Raw genomic sequence first — 20783 nt, 5'->3', positions numbered from 1 at the left:
GGCTCGGCGGGGGCGGCGGACCCGGGTCGAGCGGGTCGGCGGTGCTGGGAACGCGCGGGAACGGCCCGGTCCACCACGGCAGCGGGGGGTTGGTGTCTTCCAGGCTGCGGTTCGGGTTGACCAGTGGTGGGCCGACCGCCCGCAGGTTGCCGTCCGGGCCGATCTCGGTGCCCGGCGGCGGCTCGAGGCCGGCGGGGAAGTGGTAGTTCTGCGGCAACAGCGTCTCGGGCAGCTCGGACCGTACCGAGATCATCGGCGCGGTGAAGCAGCTCGGCCCCTTGACCTCGCCGTACTGTGGGCAATCCGCCCCGGGTGTAGGTGAACATCGGGGTGAAGGACAAGTTGGCGCGCATGTTCCGGGTGACAAGTTTGGGGTCGTAGAGCTCCTCGAAGAACTTGTCGGAGAGCCGGTTCACTCGGGTGAAGATCGGTACGAACTTATCGGCGTTATTGGCCAGGACCCCGACGACGGGAGTGAGGTCATGGGTGATCTGGATCAGCTGATCGATGTGGTTGTCGAGGGCTTCCCGGGTGACGCCCACGGTGTGCTGCGCGTTGGCGACCAGCGAGGCCAGCTCGGCGCGCTTCTGGGCGAATGCGCGCATCGGTTCGACGGCCTGGTGTAGCGCGTCGACCAGTTCGGGAGCCGTCGACTGCAGGCCGTGGGTGGCGTCGAGCAGGGCAGAGACGGTCGAGGGCCCGGGCTCGGTGGCGACGATTCCATTCAACTGATCGAGGAGCCGGGACATCTGCGCCCCGGTGTTGAGCAGCTTGACCCGCCGGTTGTCGGTGGCCGCGCCGACGGCGGCCAGGATCCCCAGGCTGTGGTCTTCGCGGCCCCGGCCGGTTGCGGCCAGGATGTCGCGCAGTTTGGACACGGTGGTCTGGAAGATGACCGTAGACAGCTCGCCGTTCTCGGCGATGTGGCTGCCGTCGCGGATGGTGGGGCCGCCGGTACCGGAGTCGACCAGCTGAATCGAGGAGACCGCGAAGACGTTGGACGGGACCACCCGGGCGGTGACCGAGCTGGGGATGTCCTTGGCGTAGTCGGGCTTGAGATTGATGTGGACGTAATTCGGCTTGCCGTAGGCGGCCGGGATCACGTCGGTGACGTTGCCGACCAGCAGACCGTGATACTTGACGTCGGACTGGGCCGGCAGACCGTCGCCGACGTTGATCAAGTCGGCCACGACACGCACGTAGGCGTTGAGCATGCCGGTGGACTTGGCCAGGAGACCCGCGGTGGCCAGCGCGATCACCAGCAGGACCGCGATCCCCGCGCCCAGCAGTTGCTGTTCGGAGGGGCCGCGGCCGTCGGTGTCCAAGGAATTGCTCACGTCAACCACCGAACCTTGCGCCGGCGTCGATGCTCCACAGGGCCATCGTCATGAGCATGTTGACCATGATCACGATCGTGATGCTGGCGCGCATCGCTCGGCCGGCGGCCACACCGACGCCCTCGGGGCCGCCGGAAGCGTAGAAGCCGTAGTAGCACTGCACAGTGGAGGCCAGCCACACGAACACCACGCACTTGAGGACGGAATAGATGATGTCCTTGCCGCTCAACATCATCGTGAAGTAGTGCATGTACGGGCCGATCGAGCCGCCGCCGATGATCCCGGTGACGAACTGGCAGGTCAGATAGGTGATCGCCAGGCAGGCCACATAGAGCGGGATCACCGCGATGGTGGCGGCCATCAGCCGGGTGGTGACCAGGAAGGGGATGGGCCGGATCGCGATCGCGTCCAGGGCGTCGATCTCTTCGGCGATCCGCATGGCGCCGAGCTGCGCGGTGAACCGGCAACCGGCCTGCATGGCGAACGCCATCGAGGCCATGATCGGCGCGAGCTCGCGGGTGTTCACCAGGGACGAGATGATTCCCGTCGCCGGTCCCAGGCCCAGCAGGTTCAGGAAGTTGTAGCCCTCGATCGCCACGAGTGCACCGGCGGTGAAGCCCAGCACTATGGCCACTCCGGCGGTACCGCCACCCACCACGATGGAGCCGTTGCCCCAGGCGATGTCGGAGAGCAGCCGAAAGAATTCTTTGCGGTAGTGGCGCAGCACCGTGGGGACACCGGCTACGGCGCGGCCGAAGAAGACCAGCATGTGTCCCAGCCGGGTGGTGGGCACCGCGGCCGCGCGGTAGGCGCTCACCAAGGGGCGCGCGAAGGCGGGGATGTACGAGGAAGCTGTCATTTCACAGCCCCGTCCGCGGGTAGAGAACGTTGTAGAGCTCGCTGATGCCGACGTTGACGATCATCAGCACCAGGATCGATTCGACCACCGATGCGTTCACGGAGTTGGCCACGCCGGCCGGCCCGCCGCGCGTGGACAGTCCCTTCTGGCAGGACACCACCGCGACGATCGCGCCGTAGACCACGGCCTTGATCAGCGCGACGATCATGTCGCCGGTGGTGGCGAACGAGGAGAACGTGGCGACGAAACTGCCCGGCGCACCTTTTTGGAAGTACACGTTGAACAGGTAGCTCGCCAAAAAGCCGACGAAGCAGGTGATCCCGGTCAGTGCTACGCCGACCATGATGGCGGCGCCGAACCGGGGAACCACCAGGCGGCGGATCACCGAGACTCCCATCACCTCCATGGCGTCGGTTTCCTCGCGCATGGTCCGCGACCCGAGGTCGGCGGTGATGGCCGAACCGACCGCGGCCGCCATCAGCATGGCCGCGACCAGGGAGGCGGCCTGCCGAATGACGGCCAGTCCGGCAGCCGCGCCGGCCAGCGACGTGGCACCGACCTGGTTGGCCAGCAGGGCGAACTGGATGGAGAGCGTGACCCCGATCGGCAATGCCACCAGGATCGTGGGCAACACGGCGGTGTTGGCCATGAACGCGCTCTGCCGCACGAACTCGCCCCACTGGAAGCGGCCGCCGAACAGGTCGGAGAAGAAGTACTGCACGGTGCGGACCGCCAGCACGCACTGCTCGCCGACGGTGGTCAGCGAAGCCAGTGGGTGACGATGGGCGTACCCGACGGTCCAGTCTCCGATGGCTGCCACACCGTCGAGGGGAGCCTCATCGGTGAGGTCGCGCTCGTCCTGGGTGGTCATCGGTCGCCGATCGTGGTCGTGAGATCACCGGGGGTGGCCGATCGGGATGGCGGCCGATGATCCATGGCGGTCACCATAGTCACAGTTCTTACTCCGCGGTAGGGTTCGGAACTTCTTTGACCAACTGGTGGGTAGATAGAAAGGATACGCATGGCCACGGTTGAGGAAGAGATCATGGGGTCTCGCCGCAACCTTTCATCCGGACATGATGTCGGACACAATGCCCGGCCAAGGCCGCTTCAGGCAACATGACCTCGGTTATGGGCGGGTTACTAGTCAGTAGCACGCCTTTTCGTATTTTCACGCCGCCAGGCAGGCCTTGATGGCGATACTCGACCTGGCCAAACGTGTTCGGTGAAAGGAAGGCTCGACGGTGCGGATGCGGGGACGCTGGACCCAGATTGCCGGCCTAGTCGCGTGCACGCTGGCGGCCGTGGGGGTGCTCGCGCCGGCTCCCGTCGGTGCCGACCCGGACCCGGCCCCGGCGCTTCCGGCGTTCAGTCCCGGACCCACCGATTGGTCCCCCAGGATGGACATCTGGCCGTACAGCACCTTCACCTACCAGGTGACGCCCGAGATGATCGCCGGCATGTCGGACTCGTGTCAGTGGTTCAACGCGCAGTTCGATCCGCTGATGGGGCAGATCAATGCCGTCAACCGCAGTCTCGGCGAACACCACGACGTCTACCCGAGCGTGCAGTCGCAGGTCGATTCCGTGGTGGCCAACATCGACCGGGCGACCGGCTTCCTGGGACCGCGATTGCAGCCACTCACCATCCGCAACACCCCGGACAACTTCGGCCCGTACTCGCCGATCTACGGCGGCGAACAGCTGACCGCGGTGCTGTTCCAGCTGTCGCGCATCGCCGACAGCCTGCGTCAGAAGCAGCCGTCGGGCTTCGCCCGTCCCCACCTCGACGCCGCGGCGGGATGGGCCGACGCACTGCGGAAGTCCAGGGCCTGCGCCTGAAAAGCCCGCCGCCGCCTGGTGGGGTAGGTTCGGGTGCGTTGCGGCCGATCGGCCCGTGCAGCGGACCATGAGAGGTAGTTCAGTGTCGGACCGTGAGGCCGAGAAAGCGGCCACCGAAGCCGAGGCCGCCCCGCCGGCGGTTGAGCCCGCTGAGACCGAGGCCGCCGAATCCGAGGCTGCCGAATCCGAGGCTGCTGAGGCTGAGTCCGCTGAAAGCCAGCCCGCCGACGAAGCCGGGAGCCCACATCGTCGAGTCGAGGCCTGCGGCTGGATCGGCGATGGATTGCCGCCGCGGTCCTGGCGCTGGGACTGATCGCAGCGGCTTACGAGGGCTGGCTGTTGTTCGCCCATCACCAGCGCACTGTCGCCGCTCAGCAGGCGCTGGAGGCGGCCACCAGTTACACCCTGGTGCTCACCAGCGTGGACCCCGCCGCGATCGACCAGAACTTCGCCGAGATCCTCGACGGAGCCACCGGCGAGTTCAAAGACGTCTACAGCGCGTCCAGTGAACAGCTGCGCCAACTGTTGATCGACAACAAGGCGACGGCGCATGGCACCGTCATCGACTCGGCGGTCAAGTCCGCCAGTAAGAACAGGGTCGAGGTGCTGCTCTTCGTCGACCAGGGAGTGAGCAACAAGGCCGCCCCCCAAATCCAGATCGACCGCAGCCGAATCGTGATGACCATGGAGAAGGTGAACGGCCGCTGGCTGGCCTCCCAGGTCGAGATGCCTTAGGCGATCACCGGCCGCTAGTTGAATCCGAGCCAGCTGGGCAGCGCGCGTTCGTGAGCGTCGCACAGGACCTGCGCGGTGTCGCACGTTCCGCGTGGCACCCCGGCGCCGGTCCACATGCCGCCGGCGTCGCGGCGCAGCACGACCGCCGACGACGAGCCGCCGTCGAGCAGTACGGCGTGGTCGCTGCCGAGCCCGCGGAACAGATCCTGCATGTTGTCGGGTGTGTAGTGGCCGCCCTGAAAGATGTACAGCTCGTCTTTGGCCCGCGAATAGCCCACGGCGGTGCGTGCCGCGCTCGGCCCGCCGTCGTTGAGTTGACCGGTGATGCCCGGGGCCAGCAATCCCAGTCCGCTGACCGCGACGAAGCGATCCCCGCGTTCCACCAGTCCGGTCACCGTCGGCCCGGCCGAGTCGTAGTCCCCGCCGTCGCGGCCGCCGCGCGGCCACACGACATAGGGCGCGCCGCGCGTCGGCAGGATCATCGTGGTCAGCGTCGACCAGTGCTCGTTGCCGCCGGACAGTCCCTGTTTGCCGGCGTAGGGGATGGTGCCGGTGACCGCGACGTTGGCCCGGCCATTGCCCCGGGTGTTGTCCACGTAGGTGCCCAGCGGGGAACTGCAGTTGGTGGTTCGCCAGGATCCGCCTCGCTGGCCGCGGATGTCGAAGAAGTTGGCGTTGATCGCCACCGTCGGCCGACCCAGTGCCTGCCAGGCCTGCAGCGGGGTATAGAGCTCGGAGGCCTGCACCAGTCCCTCGCTGGTGCGGGCCCGCGGATCGCGTTCGCAGCGGCTCTGAGCGCCGCGATGGCTGTCGACCAGCAGGTGCGGCTCGATCCGCTGTGAGGTCGACTTGAGAACCACCAGATGCCCGCCGCTGGACATCTCGTACCAGTCGCCGGCGGCGTTGAGCATCGGCGTGGGATGCCCCCCGCCGAAGTTGTAGACCAGGTAGGAGCCCGGGGTCCGCGCGATCGCGGCGGCCAACTGGTCTTGGGCGGCGGCACGCGCGATGGGCTGGCCCGGGCCGATCGCCAGGGCTGCGCAGAGCAGCACTGTGGCGCAGCCGGCCGCCAGCCGGCGCGCAAAAGCGACTGGGGTCGACACCGTTTGTCCCTTCGGCTCCGGACGGGGGTAGCAGCAAGTTCCCACGGTAGCCACAGAAACCACGCGGACAACCCGCGTGACCGAATTGTGCTGTGTCAGTGGCAGATCGGTTATTGGCAGTGATCAGCCGCCGAGTCGGCGGTGCATCTCCCAGATCAGGATCTCCGCCGGGGCGGACGCGGTGAGGCGGTGACCGCCGTCGCCGGTGTAGCGGACCGCGTCGCCGGTGTGCAGCGAGCCGACGCCCTCCAGATCGAGATGGCCGACCGCGACGAACAGATGGCTGTACGGCGCATCGGGCACCTCAATGCTGTTGCCGGGCTCCAGTCGCGCGGCGAAGAGGGTGGCGCCGGCGTTGCCCACGGTGATCGCGGCATCCGGGTTCCGTCCCGACGCGACGGTGACCAAGGCGCCGGCGGTCAGGGCATCACCGATGTCGTGATGCTGGTAACCCGGGTCTGCGCCCGGCGTGTCCGGCATGATCCACATCTGGATGAAATGCACCGGTGCCGAATCGGATTCGTTCTTCTCCGAGTGCAGGACCCCCGAACCGGCTGACATCCGCTGCGCCAGGCCCGGGACGATCACGCCTGAGTTGCCCATCGAGTCGCGGTGGCTCAGGGAGCCGGACAGCACCCAGGTGATGATCTCTGCGTCGCGGTGCGGATGAGTGTCGAAGCCGGCACCGGGTTGCACCACGTCATCGTTGTTGACCAGCAGCAGTCCATGATGGGTGTTGTCCGGGTCGTAGTAGTCGTTGAATGAGAACGAATGCCGTGAGGAGAGCCACGGCGTGCTGGTGGCCGCGCGGTCCGCTGCTCGGCGCACATCGGGCAGGCCCGTCATAGCTGCCAAGGCTAGCGCGCCACAGCGGCTGGTTCCGCTGGTCACAACGGGTTAGCCTCGGTCGGGTGAGCCGTCCCAGCCTGCAGTACCTGCAGATCGACGAGCTCATGGCCCATGCCGGGGGTGATCCGTGGGCGGTTGATGACAGTCTGCAAGCCGGTAGCCCCACGCAGATCAACTTCTTGGCTCAGGCGTTTCACTCCGCCGCCGGCTCGGCCACCGCCGCCGAGGAGACCTTCCGCACCGCCCAGGAGCACTTCGCGCAGTACAACCGGGAAAACGGCGAACAACCCATCAACAACGGCGCCGAGGTCACCCGGGTCAAAGAGAGCCTGCACGCCACCACCGAGCAGCTCGGCCAGATCGCCGCGGACCTGGGGACCATCGCCGCCGCCCTGGCCCAGGCCCGCGCCGCCTCGCAGGCCAACATCACCGCGCTCAACGCGAACCTGATCGGCCTGGACGCCCGCATCGGGATGTACCTGGACCTGCAGAACCAGGGCTACGACCACGACGCGGACATCGCCCAGTGCCGTCAGCTGGCCAAGGACGACACCGCGACCGCCCTGCACAACGCCACCGTGATCCGCGGCAGCTACGCCAAGTCCCTGCAGCAGGGGTTGACCAACCTGCGGATCAGGGACGGCTATGACCCCGACGCTGCGCTCGACAAATTCGACGCTGACGCACCGGCGCCGCCGCCCGGGCCCGTGCCCGACGACCCGAAACAGTTCAACGACTTCTGGAACAGCCTGACCCCGGGACAGAAGGATTGGCTCTACGGTCAGGACAACAACATCGGCAATCATCCGGGGATGCCGTGCGATCCACCGGATCACTTGGGCTACGACCACTACAACAAGCTGCACCTGGCTGATGAACTCGGCCGGGCTCAGGGCGCCGCCGCTCACGCCGAGGAGCTGCGCCACCAGCACCCGGACTGGGCTGCCGGGACCAACATTCCCCGCCCCAACGAGCCCGGGGCGATCTTCGACGAGCGCGTGGCCTACGAGAACTGGCAACGCCAATTCGACGCGGCCCGCGACGGCGCCAAATATCTGCCTGATCTGCTGGCCGTCGACTCCGCGGTCCGTGCCAGTCCGGACCGCAAGTTGATGCTGCTGGACCTTGACAGCGGCACCCAGGCCCGGGCCGCAATCGCGATCGGAGATCCGGACAAGGCCACCCACGTTTCGGTCACCACGCCGGGACTGAACACCACGGTGCACGGCGGCATCGGGACGATGACCGAAGAGGCGACCAACGTCCGGCAAGAAGCCCTGCGGCAGTTGGGCCTTACGCCCGGCCACGCGACGGACTCGGTGTCGACGATCGCCTGGATCGGTTATGACCCGCCACAGGTGCCCGGTTTTGACGACAAAACCGCGTCGTTGTCCGGGCTCTGGGGAGTCACTCATGACGACTTGGCCAGGGCTGGGGCCCACGACCTTGCCCGCTTCTATGACGGGATACAGGCCTCGCACCTCGGTGGCCCCGCTGACCTGACTGCCATCGGGCACTCGTACGGCTCGCTGACCACCGGGCTGGCGTTGCAGGAACCCGGCGACCACGGGGTATCGCGGGCGCTGTTCTACGGCTCCCCTGGAATCGCAGCGTCCACGCCGGAACAGTTGCAGTTGCAATCCGGCCAGGTCTACGCGATGGAAGCCCCCGACGATCCCATTCAGTGGGTCTACGACGCCAGGGCGGTGGGCCAGGGAATTCCGATTCTGGGCAGCTACCTCAACAACGAATTCGGCGACTTCGGATCGAACCCGGCGACCAATCCCGAAGTCACCCGCCTGGCCACCGGTGCCGCGACAGTGCCCGACGGACATGGCGGCACCATTGTGCTGCAGGAAGCGCACGGCCACAGCGATTACCCACGCTTCCCCGATGGGGGAGGCATCCGAACGACCAACTACAACATCGCCGCGGTGCTGGCAGGCCTCGGCGACAAGGCGGTTCGAGGAAATTGATGTCTCACAACATGTCCCCACACCAGCCGCGTCGATGCTTGTCCGCTGTCCTGGTCATCGTCGCACTAACCGCAGGATGTCACGTGTCCCAACCGTATGAACCCACTCCGCCCAGCGTCGCCGCAGAAGCCCTCAACGTGCTCAGATCCCTGCCCTCGCTGGAGGAGACCCAGATCCAGGTGCAGGCCGTGATGGACGAGATCACCACCGCCGCCAGTCAGTTCATCCCAACGGCCAACTGGGAGACGCTCCACGAGGGTTCGGGCGGCCGCTGCGAACGGCCGTACGAACAGACCGAAGGCAAGAGGTACTTCCTCCCGGACGTCATCGCGCAGAACGTCGACGTCTCAGAACAGTCCTGGTCCCGGCTCGAGCAGGCCGCCAAGACGGCGGCCGCAAAACTGGAGGCCACCGAGATACAGGTCATGCAGGATCAGCCCGGAAACCATGACGTCGGTTTCTACGGCCCCACCGGCCTTTTCATCAAAGTCGGCTACCGCGGCAACCTCGTGGTCTCCGGTTACACGGGCTGCCGACTGCCGCAGGACAAGAAGTGACGGGCTACCAGTCCGACTCGTCGTAAGTGATGACGCCGCGGATGTTCTTACCGTCGATCATGTCCTGGTAGCCGGTGTTGATGTCCTCGAGCTTGTAAGTCGTGGTGATCATCTCTTCGAGCTTGAGCAGGCCCGACTTGTACAGGCCCACCAGCTTGGGGGTCTCGATGTGCGAGCTTCCGCCGCCGAAGATGTTGCCCTTCAAGGTCTTCTGCAACATGGTGAACAAGAACAGGTTCAGCTTCACGTCGGCGTCCACCATCGCGCCCATGCCGGTGACCACGCAGGTACCGGTCTTGGCGGTCAGGATCATCGCCTCTTCGATGTACTCGCCCTTCATGTCACCGACGGCGATGATCACCTTGTCGGCCATCAGGCCCCAGGTCTCCTCCATGACCGGCATGATCGCCTCGGCCATCGACGGGTAGACGTGGGTGGCGCCGAACTTGACGGCCGCCTCGCGCTTGAACGGCACCGGGTCGATCGCGATGACCCGGCGGGCCCCGGAGAGCACCGCGCCCTGCAGCGCGCTCATACCGATGCCGCCGACACCGACGATGATCACGGTCTCGCCGGCCTTGACCTCGGCGACATTGGTGGCCGAACCGAACCCGGTGGGCACCGCGCAACCCATGATGGCCGCAACCTCGAACGGCACGTCCTTGTCGATCTTGACCACCGAGTCCTGATGGACGGTCATGTAGGGCGAGAACGTGCCGAGCAGGTTCATCGCCGAGACCTCATGCGAACCGGCGTGGATCCGGTTGGTGCCGTCGGCGATCGCCTTGCCGCCCAGCAACACCGCCCCGCGATCACACAGTGAGCGGAAGCCCTTCATGCACGGCGGACAGGAACCACAGGCCGGGATGAAGGCCATCACGACGTGGTCGCCCTCTTCCAGGCCGGTCACGCCCTTGCCGACCTTGGTGATGACGCCGGCGCCCTCGTGCCCGCCCAGTGCGGGCAGTCCCATCGGGGTGGCCCCGGTGGTCAGGTGGTAATCGGAGTGGCACATGCCCGCGGCATGCATCCGGACCTGGACTTCGCCTTCAACGGGGTCGCCCAACTCGATCTCGTCGACTCGCCACGGAGAGTTAACTTCCCACAACAATGCGCCCTTGGTCTTCATGACGGGCATCATAGAACACGTTTCAGAAGTGATCCCGACGGGTGCTTCTAGCTGGGAGAATGCTGAGCTAGCTGGTCTTGTGTGGGATACCCACCGACAGGCCCCCGTCGATCACCAGATCCGATCCGGTCATATACGACGACTCGTCGGAGGCCAGGAAGACCACCGCGGTCGACACCTCCGCGGACTTGGCGCCCCGGCCCAGCGGGATCTGCAGGGAGTCGTCGGGGATAGCGATCGTCATCCGAGTGCGGATCAGCCCGGGCAGCACGCTGTTGATCCGGATGTTGTGCGGCGCCAGTTCCAGGGCGGCGGCTTTAGCCAGCCCGCGCACCCCCCACTTCGATGCGACGTAGCCGTACAGGCCGGCCGAGCCGCGCATCCCCTCCACCGAGGAGATGTTGATGATCGAGCCGCCGCCGGCGGCCTTCATCGGGGCGACGGCGGCGTGCATACCCAGCATCGTTCCGGTCAGATTGACGTCGAGAACCTGCTGCCAGGCGGCGAGGTCGAAGTTCTCCAGGGCGTTGTACTTCGCGATCCCGGCGTTGTTCACCAGGACGTCGAGGCTGCCGAAGGCGTCGACCGCGGTCTGGGCGGCTGTCTGCCATTGGTCGGGCTGGGTGACGTCGAGCGCCACGAAGCGGGCCGTGTCGGGCCCCAGCTCGTCGGCGAGTTTGGTGCCTTCGTCCTCCAGGACGTCACCGATCACGATCTTGGCGCCTTCGGCGGCCAGCGCCCGCGTGTGTGCGGCGCCCATGCCTCGAGCGCCCCCGCTGATCAGCGCAACTTTGCCTTCGACTCGTCCCATGGTTGGCGACGTTACCTCGGCGGGCCGGTTGCCCGTTAGGCTGCCCTGATGGCATCCCCTGGCTTTGGGACCCGAACGGAGCGAACCTTCGAGGGTGTGCGCGGGGTGCCGATCGTCTACGACACCTGGACACCGGAAATGCCGCCGCGCGCGGTCGTGGTGCTCTCGCACGGGTTCGGCGAACACGCTCGCCGCTATGACCACGTCGCGGCGCGGTTCGGGGCGGCAGGCCTGGTGACCTACGCCCTGGACCACCGCGGGCATGGGCGCTCGGGCGGCAAGCGCGTGCTGTGCCGGAGCATGGCGGAGTACACCGATGACTTCCACGCGCTGGCCGATATCGCCGCACGAGAGCACCCCGGCCTGCCGCGGGTGGTACTCGGCCACAGCATGGGCGGCGCGATCGTGTTCAGCTACGGCGTAGACCGCCCCGACGACTACCAGTTGATGGTGTTGTCCGGGCCGGCAGTGGCTATGACCGATGTGGTGTCGCCGGGGCTGGCGTTCATCGCCAAGGCCGTCGGGGCCGTCGCGCCGGGTCTGCCGGTGGAGAAGCTCGACAGCGCGCTGGTCTCACGTGACCCAGCGGTGGTGGCCGCCTACAACGAGGATCCACTGGTGTACCACGGACGGGTACCGGCCGGTGTGGCCCGCGCGCTGATCAAGGTCAGCGAAACCATGCCGACGCGGGCGCAGGCACTCACGGCGCCGCTGTTGGTGGTGCACGGCGCCGACGACGGACTGGTGCCCGCCGAGGGCAGTACCCGGCTGGTCGAACTCGTCGGTTCCGACGACGTGCGCCTGATCGTCTACCCGGGGCTGTACCACGAGGTATTCAATGAGCCCGAGCGCGCGCAGGTGCTCGACGACGTGGTCGGCTGGATCGACGCGCACCTGTGAGTCGCCGTCGGCGCGGTGTCGTCGTGGTCGGTTAGCGTGGCGGCCATGAGCACCGACGACAAGATGTTGGCGCGGATCGCCGCTCTGTTGCGCCAGGCCGAGGGCACGGACAACGCCCACGAGGCGGAAGCTTTCATGGCGGCGGCGCAACGGCTGGCCACCGCCACCTCCATCGACCTGGCAGTGGCGCGAGCACACTCCGCCACGCGGACGGCCGCGACAGCGCCGGTGCAGCGCACCATCACCATCGGATCGCCCGGGGCGCGGGGGCTGCGCACCTATGTGCAGTTGTTTGTGGGAATCGCCACGGCCAATGACGTGCGTTGTGACGTGGCGACCAATTCGACCTATGTCTATGCCTACGGGTTCGCCGAGGACATCGACGCCACCCATGCCCTCTACGCCAGCCTGGTCGTACAGATGGTCCGGGCTTCGGACGCCTATATCGCCACCGGTGCGCACCGGCCCACCCCGACGATCACCGCGCGGCTGAATTTTCACCTGGCATTCGGCGCTCGAGTGGGCCAGCGGCTCGCCGAAGCTCGCGAGGAGACCCGACGTGAGGCCGAGAAGGACAAGAGCAGGCCGCCGGGAACCGCGCTTGCGTTGCGCAACAAAGAGTTAGAGCTACGCGACTTCTACCGCGGCACGTCGAAGGCGCGTGGTACCTGGCGGGCCACTCGGGCCTCAGCAGGGTATTCGTCTGAGGCGCGACGGGCCGGGGACCGGGCCGGACGCAGGGCTCGGTTGGGTGACAGCGCTGAGCTGTCTGTGGCGCGGTCCGCGCTGGAGCGGTGAGCGACAACGCTTCAGCGCGTGATACCCAACGCGCCAAGGTCTATGCGGCGGAGGGCTTTATCCGCACAGTGTTCGACCGCGCCGCTGAAACCGGCCGACGCAGTGTGGAGTTCTTCGGCACCGAGCTGACCTTGCCGCCCGAGGCCCGCTTCGGTTCGGTGGTGGCGGTGCGACGCTACGTCGACGAGGTCATGGCGCTGTCGAGCGTGCGCGCTCGCTGGCCGGAGGCCCTGGCGCTGGAGGTGCGGGTGCGCCGCGGTACTACCGCCGCACACTACGAAAAGCTTGGTGCGGCAGGTGTTATCGCCGTGCCGGATCAACGCGGCGTCGATTGGGCATTGCGAGAACTGGTGGTGTTGCATGAGATCGCGCACCACCTGTGTGAGGCTCGGCCGCCACACGGCCCGGAGTTCGTCGCGACCTTCTGCGAGTTGGCCGAACTGGTGATGGGCCCGGAGCTGGGATATGTGCTGCGGGTGGTGTTCGCCAAGGAGGGCGTGCGGTGAGGTGCGCTTCGGTGTGGTGTCGGTCATGATCTGACCATGGCCGGTAGCGCGGGTGCGCCGTGAGTGGCCCGAGTCTGCAGTATCTGGGGCTCGGTGAGCTGGTTGCCGCCGCGGGCGGCGATCCCTGGGCCGTTGATGACAGCGTTCAGGCCGGTAGCCCCGCCCAGATCGACCACTTGGCGCGGGCGTTTCATTCGGCGGCCGGCTCGGCAACCGCGGCCGAGGAGACCTTCCGCGCCGCCCAACAGCACTTCGAGCAGTACCACCGGGAGAACGGCGAGTTGCCGATCAACGACGCCGCTGAGGTGCAACGGGTCAAGGACGGTCTGCACGCCACCAACCAACAACTCGGCCAGATCGCGGCCGACTTGGAGACCATCGCCGCCGCACTAGCCCAGGCGCGGCAGCGCTGCGGTGAGCAGATCGAGGCGCTCAATGCCAATCTGCGGGGCTACGACGAATATCTGGCGGACTACAACACTCACCATCTGGCGTACCAGCTGCACGGCGACGACGTCGATGCCCTGATTGATCAGTGTTGGGACGGCGCAATAGCCGACACGCGGACGGCGCTGGCCAACGTCACGAGTATCCGCAGTGGCTATACCAAGTCACTGCAGTCGGCACTGACCAACCTGCGGGTCAAGGACGGCTATGAGCCCGATGTCGTGGCGCGCAGCTCCGATGTCACCGACGCGCCCTCGCCGTTGAACGTCGAGGATGTGGAGAGCTTCAAGGTCTTGGCGCGGCAGGTCATGGCCAATGACGGTCTCCCGGCAGATCAGATCGAAGCGCGGATCAACGCGGCGGTGGTGCAGGCCCAGCAGTCGTTGCCGCGTTACGTCGCACCCCAATCGCAGCGGCGGGCCCCGCTGGGGTTCGGCGATGCGTTCGGGGACCGTTGGCGAGCCACCGAAGGTGCCGTCAAGAACCTGCTCGGTCAGGGCGGCCCGGGCGCTCCCGGCGTCCTGGAATCGTGGGGTGGCCTGGCCAAGGGGCTCGGCGACACCTTCATCAACCCGGTCGGCGCGGGTGTCGGCCAGGTCAAGGACGCCGTGAACGCGCCCAGCCCCGCCTATTTTCTGGGGGAGAAGGCTTTCGACGTCGGCGCCGCCGCAGTGACCTTGCCGTTCGGCACGGAGGGGGCAATAGTCCGCGCGGGGCTGCCTGCCGAAGTTCTGACCGAGGGCGGAGCACCCGCGGCTGTTCTGCGGGGATGGAATCCGACTGGTGGTCTGTCATGGCACGAGTTCGAGGCCAGCTTCGGCAGGCCTGAAACTCGGGTCTGGCCTGAAAACGGCGGTTTCCCGTCGGGCTATATTCCGCATCCCGCGCAGCTGCCCGAAGGAACCATCATCGACCGGTTTGGATCTGAAACTGGTAGCTACTTTGCGCCGGATGGTGCATCTTTTGCAGACCGGTCTTTGGCGCCGGAATCGGCTGGAGCGCAATACTATCGATACATCGTGACCGGGGAGCCGCTTCCTCCCGGCTGGAAAATCGTAGAAGGACCAGTGGAGCCGTTTTTCGGGCAGACGCCATCACCGGGGGCGATTCAATACATGATCGTAGACTCGGACGGCTCCACGCTGACTGTAGAAGATCTAGTCGATCGAGGTGTGCTTAATGAGTACGGACCGCCCCTGGGACGCTAAGTCCAGGGAACTTCAAGTAGAGATCGATCGATTGTCGGCAGATCTGGGAGTCCGCACCATGCCGGTCGGACTATGGACCAATGACGGGCTCAACGTTTATCTCGCTGACGATGGTTCGTACCATTTCGCTTCCTACGAGCGTGGAGAACTCGTCTTTGACCGGGTGGGCAGTCTCGATGATCTTCTCTATTGGTACTGCAAGGGCATAGTCAGGAGCCAAGCCGCCAAGCTAGTGGGCGACCGCAAGGAGCGCTTTCAATACGAGTACGAAGTGCTCAGTGACTTTAACGTCGTCTGGGCGAAAAGGCGTGTCCGTGAACTTGCGGCCATGTTTCGCAATGGACAACCGCAGGACATTGCGCTCCTTCCGGACATCGGTGAACCCTTGTGACGGTTCTGTCGTAGGTTCTGCCGAAGCCGTGGTGTAGACCAAGAGAAGGCGCCGGTGACGCACAACGGTCGAGGTTGTGCGTCACCGGCGCCGTCTTGTCGTCAGCTGTTGACGGCTACCAGTTCGTCGCCGCAGGTGCAGCGGTAGCTCACTTCCGCGCCGGGGCAGTGGCACGCAGTCTCGACGCGCACCCGGCATCCACAGCCGTCGTGGCCGCACGTCAGCAATGTTCCGTCCTCGTAGTTGGCCATCGGTCACACCTTCCTCTGTGATCCCGGCGAGCGCCGGGTCCACCGACTATATACCCCATAGGGGTATGGGGTAAAGAGTTGCGCGAAGCCGGATCGGTGTTCGCGGGCTAGCCTGGGTGAAGTGACCCACGAGCCCGTGCCCCGCGACGTCGACGCCCTCCTGGACAGCCTGCTTGCCGGAGACGACCCGGCGTTGACGGCGGCGCTGGCCGCCAGTGACGAGGCCGGTTTGCCGCCCATCGCGGTCTCGGCACAACAAGGCAAGTTCCTGAATCTGTTGGCGACCGCAGCCCGTGCCACCCGCATCCTCGAGATCGGCACACTGGGTGGCTACAGCACGATCTGGCTGGCGCGCGCCGTCGGACCCGCGGGCTCGGTGGTGACGTTGGAGTACGAGCCCAAACACGCCGAAGTCGCCCGCGGCAATCTGGACCGGGCCGGCGTCGGTGACCGAGTGCAGGTCCTGGTCGGGGAGGCGCTTCAGACCCTGCCGACGCTGACTGGAGAGCCCTTCGATCTGGTGTTCATCGACGCCGACAAGGAGAACAACGTCGGCTATCTGAATTGGGCCGTGCAACTGTGCCGCCCGGGTGCGTTGATCGTGGTGGACAACGTGATCCGTGCCGGCGCGATCCTCAAACCCCGGGACGGCGATGCGACGGCGCGCGGCAGCCGGGATGTGCTGGAGCTGATGGGCGCACATCCCAGATTGCGCACCGCCGCGCTACAGACCATCGGGGCCAAGGGCTGGGACGGGTTCGCCCTAGCCGTGGTGGACTAGCCGCAGACGGCGCCGGTGGCAGCCGAGCCCACCAGTTTGCGGTACTTGGCCAGTACGCCGGTGGTGTAGCGCGGCGCTGGCGGAGTGAAACCCTCGGCGCGGGTGGCGAATTCAGCCGGGTCGGCCACCACGTCCAAAGTCGCGTTGGCCACGTCCAGGCGGATCTTGTCGCCGTCACGGAGGAAGGCGACCGGCCCGCCGTCCACTGCCTCCGGTGCGATATGGCCGACGCACAGCCCGGTGGTGCCGCCGGAGAACCGGCCGTCGGTCAGCAGCAGGACGTCCTTGCCCAGGCCGGCGCCCTTGATGGCTCCGGTGATCGCCAGCATCTCGCGCATTCCAGGCCCGCCCTTGGGGCCCTCGTAGCGGATCACCACAGCGTCACCGGCGCTGATGGTGCCGTCTTCCAAGGCATCGAGGGCGGCGCGCTCACCGTCGAAAACCCGTGCAGTGCCCTCGAACACGTCGGTGTCGAAGCCCGCGGACTTGACCACCGCGCCCTCCGGTGCGAGCGAACCACGCAGGATGGTGATGCCGCCGGTCGGGTGGATCGGGTTGGTCAGCGCGTGCAACACCTTGCCGTCGACCACGGGGGGATTGAGTTCAGCGATATTCTCCGCCATCGTCTTTCCGGTGACGGTGAGGCAATCGCCATGCAGCAAACCGGCTTCCAGCAAGGTCTTCAGCATGACCGGCACGCCGCCGATCTTGTCGATGTCGTACATGACGTGCGCGCCGAACGGCTTGACGTCGGCCAGGTGCGGCACCTTGGCGCCCACCCGCGAGAAGTCGGCCAGCGTCAGATCCACTTGAGCCTCGCGCGCGATCGCGAGCAGGTGCAGCACGGCATTGGTTGACCCGCCGAAGGCCATCACCACGGCGATCGCGTTCTCGAAGGCCTCCTTGGTCAAGATGTCGCGCGCGGTGATCCCGCGGCGCAGCAACTCCACCACCGCTGCCCCGCTGGCGCGGGCGTAACCGTCGCGGCGCCGGTCGATCGCGGGGGGCGACGCGCTGCCCGGCAGGGACATGCCCAGCGCCTCTGCCGCGCTGGCCATGGTGTTGGCGGTGTACATCCCGCCGCAGGCGCCTTCACCGGGGCAGATCGAGCGCTCGATGATGTCGACATCCTCTTGGGACATCAGGCCCCGCGAACAGGCGCCGACCGCCTCGAACGCGTCGATGATCGTCACCTCGCGCTCGGTGCCGTCGGACAGTTTCGCGTAGCCCGGCATGGTGGAACCGGCGTAGAGGAAGACCGAGGCCAGATCGAGGCGCGCCGCCGCCATCAGCATTCCGGGCAGCGACTTGTCGCAACCGGCGAGCAGCACCGAGCCGTCGAGTCGTTCGGCGCACATCACGGTCTCGACGCTGTCGGCGATCACTTCCCGCGACACCAGGGAGAAGTGCATGCCCTCATGGCCCATGGAGATGCCGTCGGAAACCGAGATGGTGCCGAATTCCAGCGGGTAACCGCTCGCCTCCAGGACGCCTTCTTTGGCAGCCTTGGCCAACCGGTCCAGCGACAGGTTGCACGGAGTGATCTCGTTCCACGATGAGGCCACACCGATCTGGGGCTTGGCGAAGTCGTCGTCGCCCATGCCTACGGCGCGCAGCATTCCGCGGGCGGCGGTCTTCTCCAGGCCGTCGGTCACGTCGCGACTGCGCGGTTTGATGTCGACGGGGGCCCCAGCGGCGTCGGTGTTCGGAGAATTCACCAGCTCAGTATGCCGGTAGGGGCGTACCCGACAAAACGAATAAAATACCCCGCGGGGGTATGCGCTACAGTGTGCGCATGAGAACCATCCTGACCGTCGTCGTCGCGGTGGTCGCCAGCGTTGCCGTGGCGGGATGCCACCACGAGCCCACGCGCGCGCCGGAGGCCTCGACCAGCTCGGCCGCAATGGCTACCGGCAGCCCCGCGGACGTGACGTTTCTGGAAGACATGGTCAGCCACCACCAGCAGGCCCTGGAGCTGGCCGCCCTGGTGCCCACCCAGAGTTCCGACCCGGAGCTGGTCGCGTTCGCCGCCCAGAGTGCCACCCAGCAGCGCACCGAGCTGCAGGGGTGTCAGGCGCAACTGCTGCAGTGGGAGTTACCCCTCAACCACGCCGGCCAGGACCCCGCTGACATTCCCGGCATGGTGGACAAGGCCACCCTGGATCGGCTGCGCAGCCTGCGCGGCGCGGCCTTCGACACGCTGTGGCTGCAGACCATGATCGCTCATCACCGTGGCGCGATCGCCATGGCGCAGAACGAAATCGAACACGGTGAGAGCCCCGAGGCCATCAGCATCGCGCAGTCGCTTGTGCCGTTTCAGCAATCCGAGATCAGCCAGATGAACCGACTTTTGGGGGCGTCATGACCACCGAAGCTCCGGGATACTCCCCGCGCAAGGACAACTACGCCAAGCGGCTGCGCCGGATCGAGGGCCAGGTGCGCGGCATCGCGAAGATGATCGATGAGGACAAGTACTGCATCGACGTACTCACCCAGATCAGCGCGGTCAACAGCGCGCTGCGGTCGGTGGCGCTGAACCTGCTCGACGAGCACTTGGTGCACTGCGTCAGCGGGGCCGTCGCCGCCGGTGGCGAAGAGGCGGACGCCAAACTCACCGAAGCTTCCGCCGCAATCGCGCGGCTGGTTCGTTCCTGAACCTCGCGCCGTTACCATGTGATCCAGCAGTTACCGGGAGCGCAATGCGCCACGGACCACTGGACACTGCCCCCCATACATGACTGTGGAAACCGGAAGTACCCGATCAAGGCCGTGGACGCCGCAGACCACGGCTCGGTTGGCGATCCTGTCCGCGGCCGCCTTCATCTATGCCACCGCCGAGATCCTGCCGGTCGGCGCGCTGCCCGCCATCTCGGTGGGGCTGGGCGTCAGTGAGGCGCTGGTCGGGACCCTGCTGGCCTGGTACGCAGTGGTGGCGGCTGCGACGACGCTTCCGCTGGTGCGCTGGACCGCGTTCTGGCCGCGCCGCCGGGTGCTGCTGCTCACGCTGGTGTGCCTCACCGCCTCGCAGGTGATCTCGGCGATGGCGCCCAACTTCGCGGTGCTGGCGGCCGGCCGTGCGCTGTGCGCCGTCACCCATGGCCTGATGTGGTCGGTGCTGGCGCCCATCGCCACCCGGCTGGTGCCGCCCAGTCATTCCGGCCGGGCGACCACGGCGATCTACGTCGGCACCAGCCTTGCGCTGGTGGTCGGCATCCCGCTGACGTCGGCTATGAGCCTGCTCTGGGGTTGGCGACTGGCCGTGGTGGTGATCACGGTGGCAGCGGCAGCCGTCACGCTGGCCGCCCGGATCGCACTCCCGGCCCTCATACTGACCACCGATCAGCTGGCGCTGGTGGGAAACCACCACCACCGCAACGGACGGCTGGTGGCGGTGAGCGCGCTGATGCTGATCGCGGTCACCGGGCACTTCATCTCCTACACGTTCATCGTGGTGATCATCGGCGACGTCGTCGGCGTCTCGGATGCCCGCCTGGCCTGGCTGCTGGCCGCTTTCGGTGCGGCGGGCCTGATCGCGATGCCGCTGTTGGCGCGGACAGTGGACCATCGCCCGAAGATGGTGACCGGTGGCTGCATGGCCGCGATGTCGACAGCATTCGTGGTGCTTGCGGCGCTCTCGATCGGTGGGCGTCACAGCACCGGGACGGCTGTCCTCGGCGGGGTCGCGCTCGTGTTGTGGGGCGCGATGGCAATGGCGGTGTCGCCGATGCTGCAGTCGGCGGCCATGCGCACCGCGCCCGACGACCCCGATGGTGCCTCGGGTCTGTATGTGACGGCGTTCCAGGTCGGCATCACCGGGGGCTCGTTGGCCGGCGGGCTGCTGTTCGAGCGGGCCGGAACGTCGGCGATGTTGACGGCTTCGGCCGTGCTGGTGGGCCTGGCCGCACTGGGGATCACGGCGAGTAAGCGCCTTTTTGTCGTTCCCTGATCGCTGCGGGCCGGTAACGTTCGCCACTGCTCCGGGCAGAGAAATCACTGTTCAGGGCAGTTCGCTAAGGCCCTCGTCGGTGGCATCGGCTGGCGGTCGAAGTTAGCTGGAAGCTGTCCTGTGCGACACTGGAATGACGTGTGTGATCGGGGAGGTATGTAGATGTCGGGATGGAAGCTCGTGCGGAGCGGGGCGTGGCTCAGCACCGCTGCATTGGCCGCAGGGCTCACCTTCGGGTGTGGATCGGCGCTGGCCGACCCGCCGCAGCAGCCCGGTGACCCGGCCGCGGCGAACGCCGGGCCGGTCGACCCGGCCGCGCCGCCGCCCGGACCGGAACTGCCGCCGCCCCCGCCGGAAC

The 20783-nt window shown here is 66.7% G+C and carries 22 protein-coding genes and 3 pseudogenes; 16 read left to right on the top strand and 9 right to left on the bottom strand.

Features of this window, described 5'->3' with window-relative positions; genetic code table 11:
• The 3 genes and pseudogenes from BST15_RS18880 to BST15_RS18870 form a co-directional block, all read right to left on the bottom strand.
• Positions 1-1337, bottom strand: a pseudogene (locus tag BST15_RS18880) (MlaD family protein); the annotation flags it as partial.
• A gap of 1 nt (position 1338) precedes the next feature.
• Complete coding sequence (locus tag BST15_RS18875) at positions 1339-2196, bottom strand: ABC transporter permease (RefSeq protein WP_046189183.1); 858 nt, start codon at positions 2194-2196, stop codon at positions 1339-1341.
• Position 2197: 1 nt separating this feature from the next.
• Positions 2198-3067, bottom strand: a complete 870-nt coding sequence (locus BST15_RS18870) for an MlaE family ABC transporter permease (RefSeq protein ID WP_046189184.1) — start codon at positions 3065-3067, stop codon at positions 2198-2200.
• A gap of 379 nt (positions 3068-3446) precedes the next feature.
• Here BST15_RS18870 and BST15_RS18865 point away from each other — a divergent pair, with 379 nt between their 5' ends.
• The 3 genes from BST15_RS18865 to BST15_RS18855 all read left to right on the top strand — a co-directional run bounded on the left by BST15_RS18865 (position 3447) and on the right by BST15_RS18855 (position 4772).
• On the top strand, positions 3447-4037 hold the full coding sequence (locus tag BST15_RS18865) for a hypothetical protein (protein WP_052751447.1): 591 nt from the start codon (positions 3447-3449) through the stop codon (positions 4035-4037).
• Between the two features lie 82 nt (positions 4038-4119).
• Complete coding sequence (locus BST15_RS23295) at positions 4120-4350, top strand: hypothetical protein (RefSeq protein ID WP_052751448.1); 231 nt, start codon at positions 4120-4122, stop codon at positions 4348-4350.
• A 26-nt stretch (positions 4351-4376) separates the two neighbouring features.
• A complete protein-coding gene (locus BST15_RS18855) occupies positions 4377-4772 on the top strand; it encodes an Mce protein (RefSeq protein WP_409366554.1) in 396 nt (131 codons plus the stop codon).
• Between the two features lie 14 nt (positions 4773-4786).
• On the opposite strand, the gene BST15_RS18850 is transcribed toward BST15_RS18855, so the two are convergent.
• Positions 4787-5875 (bottom strand): phosphodiester glycosidase family protein, encoded by a 1089-nt coding sequence (locus BST15_RS18850; RefSeq protein WP_046189185.1) that lies wholly within the window; start codon positions 5873-5875, stop codon positions 4787-4789.
• Positions 5876-5998: 123 nt separating this feature from the next.
• Positions 5999-6721 carry a pirin family protein gene (locus BST15_RS18845; RefSeq protein WP_046189186.1) on the bottom strand — a complete coding sequence of 241 codons (723 nt, stop codon included), beginning with the start codon at positions 6719-6721 and terminating at the stop codon, positions 5999-6001.
• Positions 6722-6786: 65 nt separating this feature from the next.
• Here BST15_RS18845 and BST15_RS23290 point away from each other — a divergent pair.
• The 3 genes and pseudogenes from BST15_RS23290 to BST15_RS18835 all read left to right on the top strand — a co-directional run.
• Positions 6787-7344: pseudogene (locus tag BST15_RS23290) on the top strand (putative alpha/beta hydrolase); the annotation flags it as partial.
• Between the two features lie 492 nt (positions 7345-7836).
• Positions 7837-8700 (top strand): alpha/beta hydrolase, encoded by an 864-nt coding sequence (locus BST15_RS23285; RefSeq protein ID WP_420093285.1) that lies wholly within the window; start codon positions 7837-7839, stop codon positions 8698-8700.
• A gap of 83 nt (positions 8701-8783) precedes the next feature.
• Positions 8784-9257: an LppA family lipoprotein gene (locus tag BST15_RS18835; RefSeq protein WP_046189187.1), complete on the top strand. Its 474-nt coding sequence runs from the start codon at positions 8784-8786 to the stop codon at positions 9255-9257.
• Positions 9258-9261: 4 nt separating this feature from the next.
• Here the strand turns inward: BST15_RS18835 and BST15_RS18830 are convergent, their stop codons facing one another.
• Positions 9262-10386, bottom strand: coding sequence for an NDMA-dependent alcohol dehydrogenase (locus BST15_RS18830; RefSeq protein WP_046189203.1), 1125 nt, complete (start codon positions 10384-10386; stop codon positions 9262-9264).
• A gap of 67 nt (positions 10387-10453) precedes the next feature.
• A complete protein-coding gene (locus tag BST15_RS18825; protein WP_046189188.1) occupies positions 10454-11197 on the bottom strand; it encodes a glucose 1-dehydrogenase in 744 nt (247 codons plus the stop codon).
• Positions 11198-11245: 48 nt separating this feature from the next.
• Here BST15_RS18825 and BST15_RS18820 point away from each other — a divergent pair, with 48 nt between their 5' ends.
• The 5 genes from BST15_RS18820 to BST15_RS18800 are packed head-to-tail and all read left to right on the top strand — an operon-like array spanning position 11246 to position 15447.
• Positions 11246-12097 carry an alpha/beta hydrolase gene (locus tag BST15_RS18820; protein ID WP_046189189.1) on the top strand — a complete coding sequence of 284 codons (852 nt, stop codon included), beginning with the start codon at positions 11246-11248 and terminating at the stop codon, positions 12095-12097.
• 45 nt (positions 12098-12142) lie between these two features.
• Positions 12143-12895: a DUF2786 domain-containing protein gene (locus BST15_RS18815; protein ID WP_046189190.1), complete on the top strand. Its 753-nt coding sequence runs from the start codon at positions 12143-12145 to the stop codon at positions 12893-12895.
• Positions 12892-13401: a TIGR04338 family metallohydrolase gene (locus tag BST15_RS18810; protein WP_046189191.1), complete on the top strand. Its 510-nt coding sequence runs from the start codon at positions 12892-12894 to the stop codon at positions 13399-13401. The genes BST15_RS18815 and BST15_RS18810 overlap by 4 nt, the downstream gene beginning before the upstream one ends.
• A 59-nt stretch (positions 13402-13460) precedes the next feature.
• On the top strand, positions 13461-15056 hold the full coding sequence (locus BST15_RS22885; RefSeq protein WP_052751450.1) for a TNT domain-containing protein: 1596 nt from the start codon (positions 13461-13463) through the stop codon (positions 15054-15056).
• Positions 15028-15447: an Imm63 family immunity protein gene (locus BST15_RS18800; protein ID WP_083071109.1), complete on the top strand. Its 420-nt coding sequence runs from the start codon at positions 15028-15030 to the stop codon at positions 15445-15447. Before BST15_RS22885 ends, BST15_RS18800 begins: the two co-directional genes overlap by 29 nt.
• A 101-nt stretch (positions 15448-15548) precedes the next feature.
• Here the strand turns inward: BST15_RS18800 and mymT are convergent, their stop codons facing one another.
• Positions 15549-15698, bottom strand: a complete 150-nt coding sequence (gene mymT / locus BST15_RS18795) for a copper-binding metallothionein MymT (protein ID WP_046189193.1) — start codon at positions 15696-15698, stop codon at positions 15549-15551.
• Between the two features lie 121 nt (positions 15699-15819).
• Between mymT and BST15_RS18790 the strand changes: the two genes are divergently transcribed.
• Positions 15820-16479, top strand: a complete 660-nt coding sequence (locus tag BST15_RS18790) for an O-methyltransferase (RefSeq protein ID WP_046189194.1) — start codon at positions 15820-15822, stop codon at positions 16477-16479.
• Here BST15_RS18790 and ilvD read toward each other — a convergent pair.
• Positions 16476-18200, bottom strand: a complete 1725-nt coding sequence (gene ilvD, locus BST15_RS18785) for a dihydroxy-acid dehydratase (protein ID WP_109370801.1) — start codon at positions 18198-18200, stop codon at positions 16476-16478. The two genes, BST15_RS18790 and ilvD, sit on opposite strands and share 4 nt — an antisense overlap.
• Before the next feature lie 74 nt (positions 18201-18274).
• Here ilvD and BST15_RS18780 point away from each other — a divergent pair, with 74 nt between their 5' ends.
• The 4 genes and pseudogenes from BST15_RS18780 to BST15_RS18765 all read left to right on the top strand — a co-directional run.
• A complete protein-coding gene (locus BST15_RS18780; protein WP_052751452.1) occupies positions 18275-18844 on the top strand; it encodes a DUF305 domain-containing protein in 570 nt (189 codons plus the stop codon).
• Entirely contained in the window at positions 18841-19134 is a 294-nt protein-coding gene (ricR, locus tag BST15_RS18775) for a copper-sensing transcriptional repressor RicR (protein ID WP_046189197.1), read from the top strand. The genes BST15_RS18780 and ricR overlap by 4 nt, the downstream gene beginning before the upstream one ends.
• Before the next feature lie 79 nt (positions 19135-19213).
• Positions 19214-20425, top strand: coding sequence for an MFS transporter (locus BST15_RS18770; protein ID WP_046189198.1), 1212 nt, complete (start codon positions 19214-19216; stop codon positions 20423-20425).
• A gap of 162 nt (positions 20426-20587) precedes the next feature.
• A pseudogene (locus BST15_RS18765) lies at positions 20588-20783 on the top strand (L,D-transpeptidase); the annotation flags it as partial.

Origin of the sequence: Mycolicibacter arupensis, assembly GCF_002086515.1 — a bacterium.
Lineage (GTDB): Bacteria > Actinomycetota > Actinomycetes > Mycobacteriales > Mycobacteriaceae > Mycobacterium > Mycobacterium arupense.
Note: the sequence above shows the minus strand (reverse complement) of the source record. Positions and strands in the feature narration are given on the sequence as shown.